Raw genomic sequence first — 21,870 nt, forward strand, 5'->3', positions numbered from 1 at the left:
ATCGAGTCGGCGGAATGGGTCGAGGCCGGCCCGGTTTTCGGCCGCGTGTGCCATGCCGGCGACGAACAGCAGGAGAGGCTCATGAATTACGCGATTATCGGACTCGGCAAGATCGGCACGGCCATCGCCCGTGCCTTCAGCCGCGCAGACATCGAGGTGGCCGTCGCGAGCCGACGGCCGATCGACCGCCTCGCAACGCAGATCGGCGCGTCACTGGTGCCGCAGCACATCGAGGACGCGATCAAGGCGGATGTCGTCATCCTCGCCGTGCCGTTCGACGCGCATCGGGACGTTGGGCGGCTTGCGAAAAGCTGGGCCGGGAAAATAGTGATCGACGCGACCAATGCGTTCGGCGTCGATCCGCAGGAACTGGGGAATGTGCCTTCAACGGCGGCACTTGCGAAGGCGTTTCCTGGTGCAAGCGTCGTCAAGGCGTTCAACCATCTGCCGGCCGGCGTCCTCGCACAGGGGCCAACGATGCCGCAAGGCGGCCGCCGCGTCGTGTTCGTGTCGAGCGACGACGACGCAGCGAGTGCCGAAGTCTCGGCGCTCGTCGACAGGCTCGGCTTCGCGGCCATCGGGCTCGGCAAGCTTGATGAAGGCGGCCTGCTGGTCCAGGCGCGCGGTCGCACGTGGGGCCATCTGATCTTCCAGGACCTGGCCAGATTCGAACGCTGACCGCCGTGTCCGGGCGGCGCAGCATAACTTGCTACGAAATCAGGAGGTTCTGCCGCAAGCAGCTACGTTCGCTCGGCGCGGCAGCGCGCGGCGGTTGACCCGCGCGCTGCCGGCGTTCAATTCCACGCATGCCGCGCCGGGCGCGCGCCGTTCAGGTAGTAGTTGCCGACGAGGTGATATTTCCAGCGCACCGGATCGTGCAGCGTATGCGTGCGCGCATTGCGCCAATGCCGGTCGAGGTTGTGCTCGGCGAGCGTCGACTGCGTGCCGGCCAGCTCGAACAGCTTCTCGCCCGCGAGCAGCGCGACCTCGGTCGTCAGCACCTTCGCTTCGCCGACCGCGACGGATGCCCGCGCGACATCGTCTTCGGTCACGCCGCCCTTCGCCGCGATTTCGTCGAGCGTGCGCGCCGCACGTTCGAGCAACGCGTCGGCCGCATGCAGCTGGATATGCAGGCGGCCGATTTCGCGAATCGTCAGCGGATCGTCCGCTGCCCGTTCGACGCCGCTGTCGACCCACGGCCGCGTGCGGGTCCGCACGAACGCGAGCGTATCGTCGATGGCCGCCTTCGCGATGCCCGCGTCGATCGCCGCCTGGATGATCTGCGACAGCGGACCGTTAAGCGTCGGCACGTCCGACACGCGCTGTGCGGGCAGCACGTGCGACGCCGGGATGCGCGCCGCGTCGAGCACGACCGTGCCGCTCGCGGTCGTGCGCTGCCCGAATCCCGACCAGTCGTCGATCACGGTCAGGCCGGGCGTCGGTTGCGGCACGTACGCGAGCCAGGCTTGCTGCGCGTCGTCGAGCCCGAGCACCGGCACGTAATGCGCGAACAGCGCACCGGTCGAGTAGAACTTCGTGCCGTCGACGACATAGTCGTCGCCGTCGCGACGCACGCGCGTCTTCAGGTCGAGCACGTGCTTCGTGCCCTTCTCCGAGAACCCGTTGCCGAACCGCTTGCCGCTCAGCACTTCGGCGAAGAAATGACGCTTCTGCGCGTCGGTGCCGACGAGCGCGATCACGTCGACCAGCCCGAAATGATTCTGCGGAAGCTGCCCGAGCGACGCATCGGCCGTGGCGACGATCTTGATCACCTCGGTGAGCGTCACATGCGATACGCCTGCGCCGCCATACGCCTTCGGCACCGTGATCGCCCACAGCCCCGACTGCGAAAACCATTCGATTTCTTCGCGCGGCAGGCGGCGTTCGCGATCGCGCTCGGCGGCCCCTTCCGCCAGGCGTTGCGCCAGCGCATGCGCGACCGCGATCGCTTCCGCATCGTCGGCGATTACATGCGCCGCCTGCGGTGGTACGTCGGCCGGCCGTTCCTGAATCGTCGCGCTCGTGTCTGACATCGGGTTCTCCTGTCGAATGGCGAAAGCATTCAATCTAGCAGCGCTGCGCGGGCCGGAAAACCGAGCGATTCTCGAAACGATATTCCTTGGGAGAACAAACGACGTCGGGGCTGACGCAGGTGAACCGGTGCTTTGACGCCGGAACGGATGCAAAAACGTCGATGCATCCCCGCACGATCTCGGTCGCAGTCTCGGTAATACGCAGCGACGATAACGATCCGAGAATCCGTTATTGGAACGCCCGCGTCGCGCTTCCTATACTGGCCTCCCGGCGCACACGGCCCGTCTTTCGAGGAATACCGCATGACTTCGTCGCACGCAGCCTCCGACCTTTCCACCGGTACCGACTACGATGCGCTCGCAAGCCGGTTCCGACCGATCTTCGAGCGCATCGCCGCCGGTGCCGCCGAGCGTGAACGCCGCCGCGAACTGCCGCATGAGGCGATCGGCTGGCTGAAGTCGGCAGGCTTCGGCGCGATCCGACTGCCGGCCAGCGCCGGCGGCGCCGGTGCATCGCTGCCGCAATTGTTCCGGCTGCTGACCGAGCTGGCCGCCGCCGATTCCAATTTGCCGCAGGCGTTGCGCGGGCATTTCGCGTTCGTCGAGGACTGGCTGAACGCGCCGGATGGGCCGCAGCGCACGACCTGGTTCGACCGCTTCGTGAACGGCCAGCTCGTCGGCAATGCGTGGTCGGAAGCCGGCGACGTGCCGCTCGGCCAGACCGTCACGAAGGTGTCGGAGCAGCACGGCCGGCTCGTGCTGAACGGCCGGAAGTTCTACAGTACCGGCAGCCTGTTCGCCGACTGGATCGACGTGTTCGCGCAGCGCGCGCACGATGGCAGCGACGTGATCGTCGCGGTCGCGACCGCGCAGCCCGGCGTGATCCGCGAGGACGACTGGGACGGCTTCGGCCAGACCACCACCGGCAGCGGCACGACGCGTTTCGAGGATGCGGCGGTCGACGCGGACAACGTGATCGATTTCGCGCGCCGCTTCAAGTACCAGACCGCGTTCTATCAGTTGTTCCACGTCGCGACGCTGGCCGGCATCGGCCACGCGATCGTGCGCGACGCGGGCGAGCTCGTGCGCAACCGCACGCGCGTGTACAGCCACGGCAATGCGCAGCGTGCGGGCGACGATGCGCAGCTTCAACAGGTGATCGGCGAAATCGCATCCTGGGCGTACGCGGCCGACGCGCTCGCGCTGCGCGCCGCGCAACCGCTTCAGCAGGCGTACGAAGCACGCTTCGGCGGCGACGAAGCGGCCGAGCAGGCCGCGAACGTCGCGGCCGAAATCGAATCCGCGCAGAGCCAGCTCGTCGTGTCCGAACTCGTGCTGCGCGCGGCGACGCGCCTGTTCGATGCGCTCGGCGCGTCCGCGATCCGCAACACGACCGCGCTCGATCGCCACTGGCGCAACGCGCGCACGGTGTCGTCGCACAATCCGCTCGTCTACAAGGCGCGCATCGTCGGCGACTGGGTCATCAACGGCCGCACGCCGCCGTTCGTCTGGCGCGTGGGCAACGGTGCGGGCGCCGGCGCGGAAACGGGGGCCGCGCAATGAGCAAGACCATCCGCTTCAACGCGTTCGAGATGAACTGCGTGGGCCACCAGTCGCCCGGTCTGTGGGCGCATCCGCGCGACCGCTCGTGGCAGTACAAGGATCTCGATTACTGGACCGACCTCGCCCGCGTGCTCGAACGCGGGATCTTCGATGCGATCTTCATCGCGGACGTGATCGGCTACTACGACGTGTACAAGGGCAGCAACTACCACGCGCTGCACCAGGCCGCGCAGATCCCGGTCAACGATCCGCTGCAACTGGCCGCGCCGATCGCGATGGCGACCGAGCATCTCGGCATCGGCATCACCGCGTCGACGACGTTCGAGCACCCGTACACGTTCGCACGCCGGCTGTCGACCGCCGACCATCACACGAAAGGCCGGCTCGCGTGGAACATCGTCACGTCGTACCTGGAGAGTGGCGCGAAGAACATCGGCGATCACGGGCTGCGCACGCACGACGACCGCTATGCGGTCGCGGCCGAGTACGTCGAGGTGCTGTACAAGCTGTTCGAGGGCAGTTGGGAGGATGGCGCGGTGGTGCGCGATCGCGACGGCCGCGTGTTCACGCATCCGGAGAAAGTGCACGAGATCGGCCACAAGGGCCGCTTCTTCGACGTGCCCGGCTATCACCTGTGCGAACCGTCGCCGCAGCGCACGCCGGTGCTGTTCCAGGCCGGCGCGTCGGGCCCCGGCAAGGCGTTCGCCGCACAGCACGCCGAATGCGTGTTCGTCGCCGCGCCGACCCGCGACCAGCTCGCGCGCTACGTGGCCGACGTGCGTGCGCAGGCCGCGGCCGCCGGGCGCGATCCGGCGAAGGTGCTGATCTACAACCTCGTCACGGTGATCGTCGACGAGACCGACGAGCAGGCGCAGGCCAAGTTCGACGAGTATCGGCGCTACGTGTCGTACGACGGCTCGCTGGTGTTCATGTCGGGCTGGACCGGCATCGACTTCGGCCAGTACGCGCCGACCGATCCCGTCAGGCGCGTCGAAACGAATGCGATCGTGTCGGCGGTCGAGCACCTGTCGGGCGGCGACACCGCGTGGACGATCGAGGCGCTGGCGGCCTGGGGCGGCATCGGCGGGATGGGCCCAGTGTTCGTCGGGTCGGCGGCGACCGTCGCGGACCTCCTGCAGGAATGGGTGGCCGCGACCGACGTGGACGGCTTCAATCTCGCGTATGCGGTCGCGCATGAAACCTTCGAGGACATCGTGCGCCATCTGGTGCCCGAATTGCAGCGGCGCGGCGTGTATCCGACCGCGTATGCGCCGGGCACGCTGCGCGAAAAGCTGTTCGGCGGTTCGGCGCGATTGCCGGACGAGCATCCGGCCGCGCAGTTTCGCGATATCGAACAGGTCAAGCGCGATGCCGAGCGGGAAGCGGTCAGCGCGTAACGGAAACGCGGGAAACGTCGAAGCCGGCCTGCCCGCATACGCGGCCGGCCGGCTTCAGCACAACCGGCTTCGTGCGGTTCGACGAAGCCGTTCGTGTTTTCCGAGGAAGGCGAGCGTCCCCGTCATCGCTTACGCCACGCTTTCGTCGTCGATGTCGTGCGCCGTCGGTTCGTACCGCACGATCAGCAGAAACACGATCGGCGTGACCGCACTGATCGCGACGACCCAGAACATGTCGGTGCCGAGGCGGGCTTGCAGGATCGGCAGCACGAACAGCGCAAGCGCCTGGCCGATGCCGCACAGCGACCGCCCAAAGCCGACGCCGGTGCCGCGGATCGCGGCCGGATACGACAGCGTCGGATAGATCATCATCTGCGCACCCGGCCCGAAACCTTCGGCGAACAGCCACGTACCGAGCATCAGCAGCACGACACCCACCGCCAGTGCGCCGTGCGGATGGCCCGCCAGCGCCAGCGCGACGAGCGCGACCGTTTGCAGCGCGAACCCCGCGATCGCGACATGACGCGACGGATAGCGATACGCGAGGCGCATGCCCAACAAGCCGCCGGTGAACGCGAACAGCACGTTCAATGCAAGCGACGCGGCGATCGTCTCGAACACGCCCGCGCCGAGGAATTGCGACAGGATCGACGGCAGGAAGAACGCAATCGCCGTGTATTCGAACGGGATGCACAGGTTCATCACGCTGGCGACGATCGTGCGCCCCAGATACGGACGCTGGAACAGCACGCGAATCCGCACGGGCGGCGGGCTCGGCTCGCGTCGCGCGTCCGCTGCTTCGTGCGCGTGAATGCCGTACGACTCGCGCAGGATGCGCGCGGCATTGGCCAGATCGCCCTGATTCGCGGCCCACAGCGGCGATTCGTTCATGAAGCGGTTCCGGAACAGGATGATGACGAGCGCCGGCACCGCGCCGAAGATCAGCGATGCGCGCCACAGCCATCCCGCATGCTCGGCCGGCAGCAGGAAATACAGGCCGAAGATCAGCAGGAAGCATACCGACGACGCGACGTACCACATCGGGCACCACGCGGCGAGCCGCGACGCCTTGTTGCCGCGGCCGTTGAACTTCGAGAATTCGGCGAGGAACGCCATCGCGACGGGCAGGTCTATGCCGACGCCGAGCCCCATCACGAAGCGTGCGGCGATCAGCACCCAGACGTTCGGCGCGAGCCCGGCCGCGATCGCCGCGACCACGAAGAACAGCATGTCGGCCATGAACACCTGGTAGCGGCCGATCCGGTCGGTCAGCCAGCCGCCGATCAGGCTGCCGAAGATCGTACCGATCATGATCGCCGACCCCACCAGCCCGGTCAGCGCGGGCGTGAGCCCGAATTCGCGCGCCACGTCGTCGATGCCGTACGACAGCGTCGTCAGGTCGTACGCGTCGAGAAACACGCCGCCGAGCGCCAGCAGCACGATCATCCGTGCATGGCTGACCGAACTGTCCACCGTGTTGATCAGGCGCGCGACGTCGCTGGCCGAGCGGATGGGGGAAGATACCGGCGTGACGGGGCTCAGATCGATCGAACTCATCGGATTCCTTAGTGTGATGCCGAATGCACGGCAAGGTCGTCGTGAAGCCGGGAACCGGGCAGGTGCCTGCGCGACCATCGCGGCGTCGAGCGAACGCGGCGCCGCTGTCGCCGAGTTCCGGCAGCGGAAATTCTGTTCCCTCGATCCGGCAATCCCAAGCGATATAAAGCGATAAATTAATCGGCGTGCGTCATAAAGTTGCGCGGGCCGCGCTTAGCAGCAACACGCATGTTCAATCGCGGATTTCTTCGTTAACGGATCGCCTGCGCTTCGTTACATTAGCCGGTCACCTGCCTGTTCGCGGCGCGTTGCCGCTCTTCCGGAGAATCCCCAATGAAGCCGTTCTGGTCCCGCGTGTGGCAATCCGCGGCCCTCGTCGTTGCCGCGCTTGCCGGCCTCGTGTCGATACAGGCCCACGCGGCGACGCCCGCCGAAATCCGCGTCGACTATGCGTACTACTCGCCCGAGAGTCTCGTGATCCGCCACTTCGGCTGGCTCGACGACGAATTCAAGGCCGACGGTACGACGATTCGCTGGGTGCTGAGCCTCGGCAGCAATCGCGCGCTCGAATACCTGAACAGCGGCGCGGTCGATTTCGGCTCGGCCGCGGGGCTCGCGTCGGTGCTCGCACGCGCGAACGGCAACCCGATCCACACGGTGTACGTTTTCTCGCGCCCCGAATGGACGGCGCTCGTGGTACGCAAGGATTCGCCGATCCGTTCGCTCGCCGACCTCAAAGGCAAGAAGATCGCCGCGACGCGCGGCACCGACCCGTTCCTGTTCACGCTGCGCGCGCTGCATACGGTCGGCCTGACGCGCGACGACGTCGAGATCGTCAACCTCCAGCATCCGGACGGCCGCACCGCGCTCGCGAACGGTCAGGTCGATGCATGGGCCGGGCTCGATCCGCACATGGCCGCCGCCCAGCTCGACGATGGCGCGCGCCTGCTGTACCGTAATGTCACGTTCAATACGTACGGGTTCCTGAATGTTCGCGACGCGTTCGCGAGCCAGTATCCGCAGGCGGTGACGCGCGTGCTGATGGTCTACGACCGTGCGCGTCAGTGGATCGTCGCGCATCCGGCAGAGACCGCGCAGATCGTCGCCGACGAATCGAAGGTGTCGCTGCCGGTCGCGAAGCTGCAGCTTCAGCGCAACGACTTCAGCGCCCCGGTTCCGGGCGACACGCAGCGCACGGCGCTGAAGGCCGCGGCGCCGGTGCTGACGGCCGAGCAGTTGACCAGGCCGGGTGTCGATCCCGCGAAGATCGTCGATACGCTGATCGATCCGTCGTTCGCGCGCCCGATCGTCGCCGCATCGCACTGAGCGTGCCGCCGATGACGGACACCACCGCGCGCGGCGACGCGCTCGCGTCGCACCAACCCGCTTCGCCGCCCCGTGCGGCCCGACGCGACCCGCTGCGCGCGTGGCGTATCGCGGGCCTCGCGCTGCCGTTCGCCGCGCTCGTGCTGCTGGAGGTCGTAGTGCGGCGCGGCTGGCTGCCGGATCATCTCGTGCCGGCGCCGAGCGAGATTCTCGATACGCTGGCGCGGATGGGCGTCACGCGAGTCGCCCGTCATGTCGGCGCGAGCGCGCTGCGCGTCACGGCCGGGTTCGCGGCGGGTGCCGGGCTCGCGCTCGTCGTCGGCGCGGCGATGGGCCTGAGCCGCCGGATCGACGCGCTGTTCGAACCGACGTTCCAGGCGTTGCGTGCGATTCCGTCGCTCGCGTGGGTGCCGGTGCTGCTGCTGTGGCTCGGCATCGACGAAGCGCCGAAGATCACGCTGATCGCGATCGGCGCGTTCTTTCCGGTTCACCTCGCGGTGGTCGCCGGCATTCGCGACGTCGACCGCAAGCTCGTCGAGCTCGGCGCGGTGTACCGGCTCGGCCCGCTCGCACTGTTCCGCCGGATCCTGCTGCCGGCCGCGCTGCCGCAGATCGTCACCGGCCTGCGGACCGGCCTCAGTCTCGCGTGGATGTTCATGGTCGCCGCGGAGCTGATCGCGGCCACGCGCGGCCTCGGCTTCCTGTTGAGCGACGGCCGCGAAACCGGGCGCCCCGATCTCGTGTTCGGCGCGATCCTGCTGCTCGCGTTGCTCGGCAAGCTGACCGACGGCGCGATGCGCCGCATCGAGTCGCGCTGGCTCGGCTGGCGCGATGCGTTCGACGGCGCGTCGCGCGAGGGCGGGCAATGAGCGCCGCGCCTTCCGTCCGCCCGGCCGGCATCGCCACGCCGCTGCTCGACCTGCGGATCGCCCGCAAGCTGTATGGCGATCGCACGATCCTGGCCGACATCGCGTTGCAGGTCGCGCGCGGCGAGATCGTCTGCGTGGTCGGCCCGAGCGGATGCGGCAAGAGCACGCTGCTGCGGATCGTCGCCGGCCTCGACCCGGACTTCCGCGGCAGCGTGACGCTCGACGGCAGCGCGCTGGCCGGGCCGTCCGCGCGCGTCGGCATGATCTTCCAGGAGCCGCGGCTGCTGCCGTGGCTGTCGATCGCGGACAACGTCGGCTTCGCATCCGGCGCGCGGGGCGGACGCGACCCGAGTGTCGCGCGCTTGCTCGACGAAGTCGGCCTGGCCGGCGTCGCGCGGCAACTGCCGGCCACGTTGTCGGGCGGGATGGCGCAGCGCGCCGCGATCGCGCGCGGGCTGTTCGGCGAGCCGGATCTGCTGCTGCTCGACGAGCCGTTCAGCGCGGTCGACGCGATCACCCGGATGCGCTTGCAGACGCTGCTGCTCGATGTCGTCCACCGGCACCGGATGGCCGCGATCGTCGTCACGCACGATCTCGACGAGGCGCTGTATCTCGGCGATCGCGTGCTGATGCTCGCGCCGAACCCGGGCCGCGTCGACGACGAAATCCAGGTCGACGTCGCACGGCCGCGCGATCGGCGCGATCCGTCGCTGGCCGCGCAGCGCGCGCGGCTGCTCGATGCGTTCCAGCGCTTTCACGATCACGCGGCGTCCGACACGGCCGGCATCCCGGTCACGCCAGCCTGACATCGCCGGCCTGCACGGCACACGGCTTCATTGCGAGGACGCCGACCGGACGAACGCGGCCAGATCGCGATTGAACCGCTCGGCTTCCTCGATGAACGGCGCGTGCCCGGACTCCGCGTACACCTTGCTGGCAATGCGGGGATTCAGCTCGGCCGCGCGGGCCAGCGTCGCGTGCGTATCGACCAGCGCGTCGCGGCCGCCGTAGACGAAGAGCAGCGGCACGCGCGCGTGGCCGAGGCCCGCGGCGGCGAATACCGACATCGTCTGGATGGCCTTCTGCATGTCCCACGACGCCATCGCGGCGTTCGCGAGCAAGCGCTCGAACGTGACGGCATCCGGCCGACGGTTGAAACACAGACCGACGAACGTGCGCTCGCCGTCGAGATGCGTTTTCAGATCCGCCGCATTCATGTCCCGGTACACGTCGGGATGATCGACGATCTGCCCCGGCGCGAGCTCGACCACGCCGTCGACGTACACCGCGCCCGCGATCGCGCGATCGCCGTATTTGGCGAGGTAGTTCGAGATCACCACGCCGCCGAGCGACCAGCCGACCACGACGGGTTGGCGCGCATGCGCGCCTTCGATGACGGCGGCGAGATCGTCGCCCCAGCGGGTTCCGTCGCGATACGACTGCGCGCCGAGCGGCTTGTCCGACAGCCCGTGGCCGCGCAGGTCGTACGTGATGAGCCGGAATCCGCGCAGTTCGGGGCTCCGGACCTGCGCGTCCCAGTTCAGGCGGCTGCCGAGCAGGCCGTGAATCAGGATGACCGGAGCGCCGTCGGGGTCGCCGCTTTCCTGAACGGCCAGCTTCACGCCGTCCGTCGACGTCACGGTATAGCTCAGCGGCGCGGCCGCCGCGTGGTGCACCAATGCGAACGGCGTCGCCCACCAGATCACGGCAATCAGCCAGCGGATCAGTACTCGGGTAATCATGACTTTTCCTGTAAAAATGACCGGACGCACAGTCTCAACCCTCACACTGATGCGAGGGTCAAGCGAATCGTGCTAACCTGCCTTTCGTGAAAAACCCGCCTCCACAGCCACTGCTGACCATCGGCAAACTCGCGCAGCTCACCGGCGCGAGCGTGCGCTCGATCCGGCACTACGACGAGCACGGCCTGCTCGCATCGGTGCGCGCGGCCAACGGCTATCGCCTGTTCCCCGACAACGCGGTGACGCAGGTCAAACAGATTCAGCGCATGATCGCGACCGGTTTCACTCTCGACGACATTCGCGGCTTTCCGGACTGCATGCTGCTGATCGAGGGCGCGCGTTCGTGCGATCAGATCACCGACGTCCAGCGCGAACGCCTCGAAGCGATCGACCGTCAGATCGCCGATCTCGAAAAACGGCGCGCGCGGCTCGTCAAGATGTTGCGGGATGGCGCGGTGCCGCCGCTCGATTGAGGGAGGGCGTTCGCCGGCAAGGCATCTCCTCTTCTCGCTGTGGGTGCCGCCTCCCCGTCGAAACTGCTCACGGATGCACGACAGGCGAGGCAACCGCGTTACCGATCAGCGCGGTGACCACCGTGATATTCGGCGGGGTGGAACTGGATTTGGTGGTTCCCGGGAGATTGACGTAAGTGGGCTGCGCGCCGCTGTTCCGCAATTCTCCATAGCGCGCCAGCGTCGGCGCCTGCGAGTTTGGAGAACTGGATGGTCGCGTTCTGCGGATTGCCGTTCGCGCTGAACCACGCGAGCAGGTCGATCTCGCCGTTCGTGGCGCGGGCGAACAGCCGATCCGCACACTACCGCGACAATCCGTGTAATCGAGTGTAATCGCCGTCTCAAATCATCTCTTCTATATTGATTTCGCTCATTCATATGCACGCTGATTTCAGGTGTATCGAATAGAGTCGATCGATCTTCAGCCGCGGATCCTGGTTTGGATTTCCCCCGTGGCAAATTCGACGCGCCAACGCCTTCCACTCGAATCAATCAGGAGATAATCATGCCGGAAATCTTCACCTGGAAACCCGATGAAAATCAGATCTACGATATTTCCGGGCCGAATGAAATAAGCGCCCCCTCCTTCGACAAGCAAGCCGGCAAATCCTTCTCGATGGTCCGTCCCGCGGGCAGGTTGACGCTGCTTTCGAAGCAATCATCGGTGTGGGGCGGAACTTTCGACAATGCGATCGAGCCGGTCGAAATCGATCTCCGCAGCGGCGCACTCGTCATGCGCGGCGCGTCCGGCAATCCGAAAGGTGTCGATCTCACGATGGGACCGTATCCGCACAAGTTCATCAGTCACCCGTTCGTCAACTTCACGATCGCCGACGCGTCGTTCGAAGCCAGCCATTTCGATACGGTGAATGCCGGCGGTCTGGTTCCGCCGTTGCTCGGCATGTACATCGATCTCCTTCTCGATCTGAAGCTGGCCGGCACCGGCCGCTATCAGATCGACTGCGCGCTGTATACCAGCACCAAGAGGCTGCGCGTCCAGGGGAGATCGTCGGTGAAGATCAGGGCCGACGAGGTCGTGCTAACGTTCAGCGAATATTCCGTTTTGCCGACGGGCCTGCCCGAGACCCCGGACGACAACCATTCTCTGAACATGGAAGCGACGGGCGGCAAGATGGCGATCGTCGAATCGCGTTTCGCGTTCGGAAACAGCGCGAAAAGCGTGATGAAGAGCAAGCAGATCACGTTGCGCAAGAGCGTGCGGGCCGCGGCCCAGGACAACGCCCATGCGACGTTCGCCGCCGACTCCGTCGAGTTCTACGACAGCGCATCGACCGCCATTTTCTCTATCGCCGACCATGCCAGTGTGGAATTCGATACGTATTCCGGCGGAAAACCTTTCGATTTCCTGAGCGACAGGAAGTACCCGGAGGGCCTGTTCAATTTTCAGTCGGGCCCTCAGTCCAAGAGCACGGGCAAGTTCACGCTCTACGGCGCCGGCAGTGCATTCGAGAAATCCGCAATGCTGAACAAGCAGGTCGTTGCCATCGACGGCGTACCGCAATCGAACGACAAACACCTCCGCTTCGATTACGTTCGCGTCGGCAACACGCAGAGCATGGTGGTGTCGCTCCGCTAAGCAACGGTATCCGGTCTTGGGCTGGCTCGTTGAATCTTCGACGGCCGGCCCGGGCCGGTTTGCCGACCGGGAGGAATCGGTCGGCGATGCAGCCCCATCCACGCGCATCGGGCACAATACGCGCCTTCACCTTTACCCGTGGTCACACCCATGCGCGTCATCGTCGTCGGAACCAGCGGATCGGGGAAATCCACCTTCTCCAGCGCACTGGCCGCCGCCGCGGCCTGCCCGTATATCGAACTCGATCGGCTCTACTGGGGCCCGGGCTGGACCGCCGTGCCGCCCGCGCAGTTCGAGCGTGCGGTACTGGCCGCGACGGCCGGCGACCGATGGGTCGCCGACGGGAACTACAGCGCGGTGCGCGACGTGCTGTGGTCGAGAGCCACGCACGTCGTCCGGCTCAACTTCGGGCGATGGACGGTGTTTTCCCGCGTGCTCCGGCGCACGATCGGCCGCGGGCTCATGCGCACCGAGCTCTTTCACGGCAACCGGGAGTCGCTGCGGATGGCGTTCTGCTCGCGAGACTCGGTGCTGCTGTGGTCGTACACGACGTTCACGAGAAACCGCGTCAAGTTCGCCGGCCTGCGCAACGACCCGAAATACGCGCATCTGCAATGGATGGAGATCACCGAGCCGTCGCGTACCCGCGCGGTCATCGAGACGCTCGCCCGCGCCGGCCGTTGCGACTGAGCGCGATACGGGTCAGCTCGCGTCAATCGCGTCAATCGTCGAAGGTGCCCTGATATTCCGGCGCGGCGTCCGCGCGCGTGTTCAGTTCGAACATCACGCCGCCCGGCGCGCGGCAAAAAAAGCGCGAGCCGCGCCCGTTGTTGAAGACGTCCGTCTCCATCGCAACGCCCTCTTCCTTGAAGCGCGCGAACAGCGCGTGCACGGCATCGAGGCTCGGCAGTTCGAAGCCGACGTGGAAATTGGCCGGCCACGCGGGCACGCCGTCGCCGACGTGCTCGATCACGACGTCGAAGCCCGGGCGTTTGAGGATCCAGGATTTGTCCCAGCTTCCCGCGATCGTGAAGCCGAGGTATCGCTCGAAGAATCGGGCGGTCGCCAGTGTGTCGGCGGAGGGAAAGCTCAGGTGGTTGAGCTTCATCGTGGGTGTCGTTTCGGTCATTGTCGCGCTCTCACATGCGGTGATGGGCGGAGGCCCCATGCCGTGCCGCCCGAGGACTTCAGAATACGAGCGGGGGCTCGCATTCCACAATTCGCATTGGACGCACTGGCCGGCGACTCGCCAGGCCCGCGTGAGGCGGTCGTTCGAGCGACGCACGACGATCGTCGCGGATCGCGCTGTTCGCATTTGGAGCCGTGCGGCCGATGCGGCGCGACCGAAGCGGCGAGCCGAAGCGGCAAGCCGAAGCGGCGAGCCGAAGCGGCAAGCCGATCCGATCGGTGTGCGTCAAACGACGACGGCCCAGGATTCGCAAACGAACCCCGGGCCACCGATCTACAGCGAATGCCGGGCTTTGCCTCCCTTGCCCGGCACCCCGCATCGCTCGACGCTACGCGACCTGCATCAGAACTGATAACCCGCGCCGACCACCGCGCCGAAGTCCGACCGCGTGTTGCCCGTCACCGATGCCTTGACGACCCAGCGGTTGCTCTCCGTCACGTACGAGTAGCCTGCCGCGAAGCCCTGCTGGCCGTGATAGTTCGACGTCGCCGCCGACACCATCGAGCGCCCCGCGCCGGTCGGCTGAGGCAAGCCGGCCACCGCCATCGCCGACGCGACGCCGCCGTACATGTCCTTCTTCAGGTCGTTGAACGAGTTGTACACCTGCCCGATGCGCTGGTCGGTATAACCCTTCGCCTGCGTCGACGCCGTCGCGAGGTTGTCGTTCAGCTGCTGCACGTTCACCGCGTCGGTCGGCGCCGTGCCGGCCGCGACGTTCGTGATCTGCCGCTCGCTGCCCTTCGCACCGACCGAGAACGAGTTGTCGCGATCGGCGACGGAGCCCTGGCCGACCGCCACCGCATTCTTGCCGGTTGCCGTCGCCGTCGAGCCGATCGCACCCGCATCGGCACGCGCGATCCACGTGGTGTTCGCATCGGTCGCGACCGCACGAATCTTGTCGTTGGCCGCCACGTTCTTCAGCGCGGTATTGAACTGGCCCACGTTGACCGCATCGTTGTCGCTCACGCCCGCCGCGACGCCGGTCAGCACGCGGTCGCCCGCCGTGCCCGAGAAGTTCACACTCGCGCCGCCCGAGTCCTTGCCGACCGTGATCGCGCCGTTCGGGTCCTGCTGCTGAACGAGGCCGGCCTTGCCGTTCGCGATGTTGGTCACGCTCCCTTGCAGGTTCGAGATGTCGGTGGTGTTCTTCGATACCTGCTGGTTGGTCGCGTAGAGCTGCGAGCCGTTCACCGCGTCGGTGCTGGTCGCGCCGAGCGTGCCCGCCTGCACGTTGGTGATGCGCGTGCCGCCCGCGCCGCCGAGCGTGATCGTGCTCTTGGAACTATCGTCGTACTGCACCGCGAGCGCGCCGAGCTGGTTCAGGTTCGACTGCACGTCCTTCAACTGCTTCACGTTCACCGCGTCGGTATCGCGGGTGCCCGCCGCGACGTTCTTCAGCACGACCGCCGACGTGGCATCGCCGCCGACGAGCGACACCGAATTCAGCCGGTTGCCGCTCGGGTCGACGTCGTACTTGACGACGTTCTTCACGGCTTCGCCGGCCTGGTTCGACACGTTCGTGATCTGCTGTTCGAGCGCGGTCTTCACGCCCGACAACTGGCCGCCGTTCACCGCGTCCGTGCTGCCCGCGGCGAGGGTGCCGTCGGCCACGTTCGTCAGCTTCGTCGGCGCACCGCCGCGCGCGGCGTTGAACGCGCCGAGCGTCGGGTCGAATTGCAGCGCATCCTGTTGCAGCCCGGCAATCGCCGCCGTGTTGCCCGCGATATTCGTTTCGGCATTGCCGATGCGCGTTTCGTGATTCTCGAGCGTCGTCGTGTTGCTGCCGACGCGGCCGTCGAGGTTCGTCAATGCGTCGCCGACGTTGTTGAACGCGCTACCGCCGATCTTGTAGTTCGGAGCGCCGATCGAGCCGTCCGGGTTCGCGGTCGCGCCGCCGCCGAGCGCGGCCGCGGCGCCGTCGGTCGCGCGACGCAGTTGCGCGCCGTTCACCGCATCGGTGCTGCCGGCCGCCACGTTGCCTTCCGCGACGTTGGTCACGCGCACCGGGCTGCCGCCGTTGCCCGCGCCGAGCGACACTTGCCGCTTGCTCGCATCGTCGTATTTGACGGCGAGCGCATCGAGCTGGCTCGTCCCGTCGTGAATCGCCGCGTTCAGTTGATCGACGTTGACCGCGTCCGTGCCGCTCTTGCCGGCCGCGACGTTGCTGATGAGCTGCGGCCCGTGGCCGCCGTGGCTCGCATCGTAGGCGCCGAGGCCCGGGTTCCATTGCAGCGCGTCCTGCTGGAGCGCCGCGATGTTGCCGGTATTCGCCGTCACCTGATTGCCGACGGTCGTGATCGACTGGTTCAGCGAGTCGGTCGCCTTGCCGAGCTGGCCGACGTTGACGGCGTCGCCTGCCGCCACGCCGTCCGCGACGTTGTGCAGGCCGACCGGCGTCGTTGCCCCCGTGCCGCCGAGCGTGACGCCGCCGTGCGCATCGTCGTCGTACTGCACCGCGTTCTTCGTCGCATTGCCGATCTGGCTGGTGATCGACGTGCTCAGGTTGCCGAGCGTCGTGCTGAGGTTGTTCGTCACGCTCGTGCTGAGCGACGCGAGGCCGCCGTTCAATTGGCCGACGTTCACCGCATCGTGCAGGTCCTTGCCGTCCGCGACGTTGTGCAGCGTCGTGCCGCTGGGGCCGGCAAACGTCACCGAGTCGAAGCCGCTCGCGCCGTCGTACTTCACGTTGCGCGTATCGGCCGCCTGCAGGTTGACGATGTTCGATGCCGCGGTGCTCAGCGAGCCGCTGATGCCGGTCACGCTGTTCTGCAGGTTCGTGATGTTCGAAGCCGCCGTCGAAACGGACGTCTGCAGCGGCGCGATGCTGCCCTTCAACTGGCCGACGTTGACCGCATCGGTATCGGCGACGCCGGCAGCCACGCCGCCGATCGTCGTGCCGGTGGCGCCGTCGAGCGCGATCGCCGCATGCGAATCGTCGGTGTATTTGACGACATTCTGCGTCGCCGTGACGATGCTCGTGCTGAGGCTGTTGCCGACGCTGGTCACGCGCTGGTCGACGTTCGAGATCGAGGTCGACAGCGCATTGCCGACCGACGTCACGCGTGCGTCCACATTGCCGATGCCCGTGCTCAGCGTACTGTTCACGTTCTTCAACTGCTGGACGTTGACGGCGTCGGTATCGGCCGCGCCGGCCGCGACATTCTTGAGCTGGCGTTCGCTGCCGAGCGCGCCGAACGACACCGCGCCGCCGACCGGCGCGGCCGTGCCGCCGAACACCGGCGTGCCGCCGTTGTTCGCGCCGACGCTGCCCGAGCCGATCGCCACCTGGTTGTTGTCGCTCGTCTGCGCGCCCGCGCCGATCGCCACCGACTGCGTGCCGGCCGCACGCGTCTGCGTGGCCGCGTCGTACGACGCGCCGGCCGATACGCCGTCGCTCGACGTCGGGTTCGCGCCGCCGATCGCGACCGAGCGGTCGCCGCTGGCGAGCGCCGAGTGGCCGAGCGCGATCGAGCTGGTGCCGTGCGCATCCGCGACGTTGCCGAGCGCCATCGAGAAATCGCCGACCGCCGCCGACTGGCGGCCGATCGCCAGCGCCGTATTGCCCTGCGCGACCGCCACCGTGCCGATCGCGGTGGACGAGTTCGCCAGCGCCTGCGAGCCGACGCCGATCGCGATCGCGCCGCCGCTGCTGCTGCCGCCCTTGCTGCTCGCATTCGACTGGTCGCCGATCGCGATGCCGCTCGCGCCGGCCTTCGCATTGGTGCCCTGCGTCACGTTCGTGGTACTGACGGCGACGAAGCTGCCGCTCTTCGTGGCCACGCACAGCGGGTTGGTGCCGTCGATGCACTGGCCGTTCAGCGCGTTGTCCGGGTTGCCGCGGTCGACGAAATTATCCGCGTGCGCGGCGCCGGCGATCAACACACCCGCACCCGTGAACATCGCGGCGGCGAGCGCCGAAATCTGCTTCCTCTTCATGGTCTTCTGCTCCGTTGTGTAGCGTCTGGTTTGAATACGGACTACTTACTTTTATTGACAGCTTCGACTTCGATTGCGACTTCGTTTTGGAAGCGGATTCCGCTGCCGGGCCGGCCATGTCGAGACGACACGCATCGCGTATCCGTTTCGACCGGGCGATCGAAAGCCCGGGGCGTGCCGTCGACCTGACGTCCTGCTCCGCTAATTCGACAACTGCATTAGGAATACGTATTGATTCTTATGGACGAGCTTTTCCCCGACTGAATCCGAGGATTCAACCCGTCGTCATGACCATCCCCGATTTGTCGCCGCGCCGACCGCGACCCATCCCGCTTCTTTTATTTCATCCCCGGCAAGCGGGGTTTCACTCCGTGCAGCGAGCACGTGCCTGGACGGTCATCAATTGATGCGCCGGCCCCGGGTCAGGCAACGTCCGTCACCGCTGGCGGTACTTCTGCTGCCCTGCTCCACCCGTTACTCAAAGTTCGGACGAATTATGAGACACGAGCCTGAATTATTAAAGCCGGCATTCTTTATAGATTGTAAAATTCCAAATATTCAATGACTTACACAAAATACATTCACTCCGCAAACGATTTCGCGCCAGCGCCATTATTCAAGATCTTTTACCGAGCGGATAAATACTTTGCCAAAGCGGATTCAAATAATATTTTTTCTTAAAAAGACAATCCGGAAGCGAGCCGGCTGCGCGGTTTCTCACCGGATATACGCGTAAACCATGATTATTGACGCACCTCAACGTCTCACGTTCCTGTCGCAAACCGCCATTTACGATAATCACGAAGATGGAATGGCGCAAATGGAGCCGTCATGGCTGGCCGGATTCCCAATATGCTCCTACAATTCCGCTCGCATCGATTCCGGCAGTCGCGATCATTCCCCGCGCGAGCACGGCAATCCCTCGCGTCTTTACCGGCTCGGCGATCAAAACGACGCACGCCGTGCGATACGCGGAGCGGTTACCGGCCGCGCGGTTCTGCCCTGCCCGGAATCGATGCGGGCGTGCGATGCGATGGAGGCATCGCCACAGAGCGGCTTCCGACGTTTCCAATGCACCGGGCAGGCCACCCGCGGAAACGCAGCCAACCGCCTTTTCACAACAGGTGCACGATGTCTTCATCGATCTCCGCATTGAGCGACGCGCATATCCTGATCGTCGACGATCAACCCGACCAGCTCCGATTGCTGATCGACATCCTGCGCAGCACGGGATGCCGGATCAGCATCGCATGCGACGGCGCGCAAGCGTGCCAGCGCGCGCAGGCGCTGATGCCCGACCTGATCCTGATGGACGTGCGCATGCCGCGCATGGACGGCTTCACCGCGTGCCGCCTGCTGGCCGCCGATCCGCTGACGTGCGCGATCCCGATCATCTTCCTGACCGTGGCCGGCGCATTGCACGAACGGCTCGAGGGGCTCGAGATCGGCGGCGTCGACTATGTGGTGAAGCCGTTCGAGCCGGCAGAGGTGATTGCACGGATTCGCGTGCAGCTCTCGCGAGCGAAACGCGAACGGGCGGCCGGGACGGAACCGGCGGAAAACCCGTTCGCGGGCGGCAACGACGACGACATCATCGTGCGCGCGGCCATCCGCCACCTGTCGCGCACGCTGAACGATCCGCCGACGGTGGAGGAACTGGCGCGTGCGGTCGGCACGCACGAAAAGCGCCTGTCGCGCGCGTTTCGCGACAATCTCGGCCAGACGGTGTTCGAGTATCTGCGCTACGAGCGGCTGCGGATCGCGCAGGATCTGCTGGATTCCACGTCGCTCAGCATCGCCAGCATCGCGAAGGAAATCGGCTTTTCCACGCCGGCCAATTTCGCGACCGCCTTCCGCGAGCGTTTCGGCATCACGCCGACCGAATGGCGACGCCAGGGCCATGCGGGCGCGCGTGCCGCCACCCGGGAGCCGCAACGCCGCGCGTAGGTCGCGCCTACCAGTTGTATTTCGCGCTGGCCAGCACGGTCCGCTCGTTGCCGAACACGCACACGGCGTACGACTGGCAGCCGCTCACGTAGCGCCGGTCGAACAGGTTCGCGACGTTCACCGCGAAACGCCAGCGCGGCAGGTCGTAATGGAGCGCGAGGTCGTAAAGCGTCGCGCTCGGCACCGTCAGCGAATTGTCCGGCGCGCCGGCCGATGCGCTCTGGTAGCGCACGCCGCCGCCGACGCCAAGGCCCGCCAGCGTGCCCGTATGCCAGGTCCAGTCGGCCCACAGCGACGCCATCTGTCGCGGCAGCGGCACGGACACCGGCCAGTGGTTCAGCGAAGCATCGTTCGCCTGCACGTTCTTGACGTCCTGATACGCATACGACGCGACGATCGACAGCTCGCGCGTCACCTTGCCGACCGCGCTCAGCTCGATGCCGCGCGAGCGCACCTTGCCGGTCTGCACCGACGTCGTGCCGGTCGGATCGAGATTCACCGGCGTCGGCGTCACGACGTTGGTCTGGTCGATCTGGTACACGGCCGCGTTCAGCATCAGGTTTCGGCCGGGCGGCTCCCAGCGCAGCCCGGCCTCCGTCTGCGCGCCGCGGGTCGGTTTCGGCAAGCCGCCGCCGAACATCCGCACGCCGATGACCGGATCGAACGACGTCGAATAGCTGACGTACGGCGACAACCCGGCGTCGCCGCGATAAGTGAGCCCGACGCGCCCGGAGAACGCGCTGACGTCCTGCTGCGCGTGCGTGCCGGCCGCCCGGTCGTCGAACCGCGCATTCACGACATCCTCGCGGCCGCCGAGCGTCAGTGTCCAGCGCTGCCAGCGGATCTGGTCCTGCGCATACACGCCGACCCCGTTCATCGCGGTGTACTGGTCGACGTGGCCGAGCGACGTCGGGCCGGAGAAGATCGCGGCCGTCACGGGCCGATAGACGGGGTGGTACAGGTCGAGCGACGGGGCGAGCGCGAGCCGTACGCTGTTGGTCGTCGTCTGCCGGTCGAACTGCAGGCCGACCAGCAGCGTGTGTTCGAGCGGCCCCGTGCCGAAGCGCGCCTGCGCGCGATTGTCGATGTCGAGCCGGCTGTAGTTGAGCTGGAACAGCCCCGCGAAACGCATCATGTTCGTCGTGCTGCGGGGCGCGAGGCCGTTGCCGAACACCGTCGCGTCGTCGAGCGACAGGTGCGACCAGCGCACGTCCTGATGCAGTGCCCAGATCGCGTTCACGTGATGCTCCAGCGCGTAGCCGAGCGACCATTGCTTCTTGCGGTAGTCGTTGAACGACGGGTCGCCCATGTAGAGGTCCTGCGACAGGCGGCCGTTCGGGTTCGGCAGCACCGTGCCCAACGCGGGCAGGAAGTTCGACGAGATGTCGCCGCTGTCCTGCAGGAACGTCGCGGAAAACGTCAGCGACGTGTCGGCGTTCGGCCGCCACCGGAACGACGGCGCGAGCGCGACGCGTCGGTTGCCGTTCGGGCCGGTCACCGCATTGCCGTCGCGCGCGACGCCGACGAAGCGGTACGCAGTCTTGCCATCCGGATCGAGCCTGTCGCCGACGTCGAGCATCGCTTGCTTGCGCGCATCGTTGCCGATCTGCACGCCGGCTTCGCGCACGCGCTCGCCGTCGGCCAGCTTCGTGTGCGCATCGACGATCGCGCCCGGCTCGCCCGCGCCGTACAGCACCGACGTCGGCCCGCGCAGCACCGCGATCGAGTCGATCGTGTACGGATCGACGCGCCAGTTCGCGATCACGGCCGTGTCCGGCGCCGGCAGGCCGTCGACGTATAGCGTCGGCGTGAAGCCGCGCAGCGCCGCATACCAGTCGGTGCGGCTGTCGGCGCCGAACGTCGCGAAACCCGGCACGTAGCGCAACGCCTGGTTCAGGTCGGCCGCGCCGGTCATCTCGATCTGTTGCGCGGTCACGAGGTTGATCGTTTGCGGAATCTCGTCGATCGGCGTGTCGGTCTTGGTGCCGGTGGCGGTGCGCCGCCCGACGAGCCCGGCGGCCGAAGCATCGGCCGGCCCTCGCACGTCGATGGCCGGCAGCACGGCCGCCGCCGCACCCGGCGCCGATGCCTGCGCGTGCGCACCGCCCGCGGCGGCCACGCACAACGCGCCGCCGGCCGCGATCGCCGTCGCGCGCCGCCCCGTTCCTGTCTCCGTCCACATCGTCTCGATACTCCGTCGTG

The 21,870-nt window shown here is 66.7% G+C and carries 16 protein-coding genes; 10 read left to right on the forward strand and 6 right to left on the reverse strand.

Going from position 1 to position 21,870, the window contains the following annotated elements; translation table 11 throughout:
• The first annotated feature begins 45 nt into the window (after window positions 1-45).
• Window positions 46-678 (forward strand): NADPH-dependent F420 reductase, encoded by a 633-nt coding sequence (locus tag HWX03_RS05485; RefSeq protein WP_279612212.1) that lies wholly within the window; start codon window positions 46-48, stop codon window positions 676-678.
• Between the two features lie 116 nt (window positions 679-794).
• Here the strand turns inward: HWX03_RS05485 and HWX03_RS05490 are convergent, their stop codons facing one another.
• The gene (locus HWX03_RS05490) at window positions 795-2,033 is read right to left on the reverse strand and encodes an SfnB family sulfur acquisition oxidoreductase (RefSeq protein ID WP_175870586.1); all 1,239 of its coding nucleotides are present in this window, start codon (window positions 2,031-2,033) and stop codon (window positions 795-797) included.
• A gap of 303 nt (window positions 2,034-2,336) precedes the next feature.
• Here HWX03_RS05490 and HWX03_RS05495 point away from each other — a divergent pair, with 303 nt between their 5' ends.
• Together HWX03_RS05495 and HWX03_RS05500 are read left to right on the forward strand one after the other, a co-directional pair.
• Window positions 2,337-3,596: an acyl-CoA dehydrogenase family protein gene (locus HWX03_RS05495; RefSeq protein WP_175870587.1), complete on the forward strand. Its 1,260-nt coding sequence runs from the start codon at window positions 2,337-2,339 to the stop codon at window positions 3,594-3,596.
• Complete coding sequence (locus HWX03_RS05500; RefSeq protein WP_175870588.1) at window positions 3,593-4,993, forward strand: LLM class flavin-dependent oxidoreductase; 1,401 nt, start codon at window positions 3,593-3,595, stop codon at window positions 4,991-4,993. Before HWX03_RS05495 ends, HWX03_RS05500 begins: the two co-directional genes overlap by 4 nt.
• 129 nt (window positions 4,994-5,122) lie before the next feature.
• Here the strand turns inward: HWX03_RS05500 and HWX03_RS05505 are convergent, their stop codons facing one another.
• The gene (locus tag HWX03_RS05505; protein ID WP_175870589.1) at window positions 5,123-6,550 is read right to left on the reverse strand and encodes an MFS transporter; all 1,428 of its coding nucleotides are present in this window, start codon (window positions 6,548-6,550) and stop codon (window positions 5,123-5,125) included.
• 333 nt (window positions 6,551-6,883) lie between these two features.
• Between HWX03_RS05505 and HWX03_RS05510 the strand changes: the two genes are divergently transcribed.
• Genes HWX03_RS05510 through HWX03_RS05520 form a run of 3 tightly spaced genes read left to right on the forward strand, consistent with a single transcriptional unit; the run spans window position 6,884 to window position 9,551 of the window.
• Window positions 6,884-7,876, forward strand: coding sequence for an aliphatic sulfonate ABC transporter substrate-binding protein (locus HWX03_RS05510; protein WP_175870590.1), 993 nt, complete (start codon window positions 6,884-6,886; stop codon window positions 7,874-7,876).
• Between the two features lie 11 nt (window positions 7,877-7,887).
• A complete protein-coding gene (locus tag HWX03_RS05515) occupies window positions 7,888-8,745 on the forward strand; it encodes an ABC transporter permease (RefSeq protein WP_175870591.1) in 858 nt (285 codons plus the stop codon).
• On the forward strand, window positions 8,742-9,551 hold the full coding sequence (locus tag HWX03_RS05520) for an ABC transporter ATP-binding protein (RefSeq protein WP_175870592.1): 810 nt from the start codon (window positions 8,742-8,744) through the stop codon (window positions 9,549-9,551). Before HWX03_RS05515 ends, HWX03_RS05520 begins: the two co-directional genes overlap by 4 nt.
• A gap of 27 nt (window positions 9,552-9,578) precedes the next feature.
• On the opposite strand, the gene HWX03_RS05525 is transcribed toward HWX03_RS05520, so the two are convergent.
• Window positions 9,579-10,487, reverse strand: a complete 909-nt coding sequence (locus HWX03_RS05525; RefSeq protein WP_175870593.1) for an alpha/beta hydrolase — start codon at window positions 10,485-10,487, stop codon at window positions 9,579-9,581.
• A gap of 86 nt (window positions 10,488-10,573) precedes the next feature.
• On the opposite strand from HWX03_RS05525, the gene HWX03_RS05530 reads away from it, so the two are divergent.
• The 3 genes from HWX03_RS05530 to HWX03_RS05540 all read left to right on the forward strand — a co-directional run bounded on the left by HWX03_RS05530 (window position 10,574) and on the right by HWX03_RS05540 (window position 13,286).
• Window positions 10,574-10,960, forward strand: a complete 387-nt coding sequence (locus tag HWX03_RS05530; RefSeq protein ID WP_175821052.1) for a MerR family transcriptional regulator — start codon at window positions 10,574-10,576, stop codon at window positions 10,958-10,960.
• 544 nt (window positions 10,961-11,504) lie between these two features.
• The gene (locus tag HWX03_RS05535; RefSeq protein WP_175870594.1) at window positions 11,505-12,596 is read left to right on the forward strand and encodes a hypothetical protein; all 1,092 of its coding nucleotides are present in this window, start codon (window positions 11,505-11,507) and stop codon (window positions 12,594-12,596) included.
• A gap of 150 nt (window positions 12,597-12,746) precedes the next feature.
• Complete coding sequence (locus HWX03_RS05540; protein ID WP_175870595.1) at window positions 12,747-13,286, forward strand: toxin; 540 nt, start codon at window positions 12,747-12,749, stop codon at window positions 13,284-13,286.
• Window positions 13,287-13,317: 31 nt separating this feature from the next.
• On the opposite strand, the gene HWX03_RS05545 is transcribed toward HWX03_RS05540, so the two are convergent.
• Both HWX03_RS05545 and HWX03_RS05550 read right to left on the reverse strand, forming a co-directional pair.
• A complete protein-coding gene (locus HWX03_RS05545; RefSeq protein ID WP_174429041.1) occupies window positions 13,318-13,725 on the reverse strand; it encodes a VOC family protein in 408 nt (135 codons plus the stop codon).
• 402 nt (window positions 13,726-14,127) lie between these two features.
• Window positions 14,128-17,721, reverse strand: a complete 3,594-nt coding sequence (locus HWX03_RS05550) for a YadA-like family protein (protein ID WP_175870596.1) — start codon at window positions 17,719-17,721, stop codon at window positions 14,128-14,130.
• A gap of 1,131 nt (window positions 17,722-18,852) precedes the next feature.
• Between HWX03_RS05550 and HWX03_RS05555 the strand changes: the two genes are divergently transcribed.
• The gene (locus tag HWX03_RS05555) at window positions 18,853-19,668 is read left to right on the forward strand and encodes a response regulator (protein WP_175870597.1); all 816 of its coding nucleotides are present in this window, start codon (window positions 18,853-18,855) and stop codon (window positions 19,666-19,668) included.
• A gap of 7 nt (window positions 19,669-19,675) precedes the next feature.
• On the opposite strand, the gene HWX03_RS05560 is transcribed toward HWX03_RS05555, so the two are convergent.
• Window positions 19,676-21,850 carry a TonB-dependent siderophore receptor gene (locus HWX03_RS05560; protein ID WP_175870598.1) on the reverse strand — a complete coding sequence of 725 codons (2,175 nt, stop codon included), beginning with the start codon at window positions 21,848-21,850 and terminating at the stop codon, window positions 19,676-19,678.
• Between the last annotated feature and the right edge of the window lie 20 nt (window positions 21,851-21,870).

Source organism: Burkholderia sp. BCC0397 (assembly GCF_902832865.1).
GTDB lineage: Bacteria > Pseudomonadota > Gammaproteobacteria > Burkholderiales > Burkholderiaceae > Burkholderia.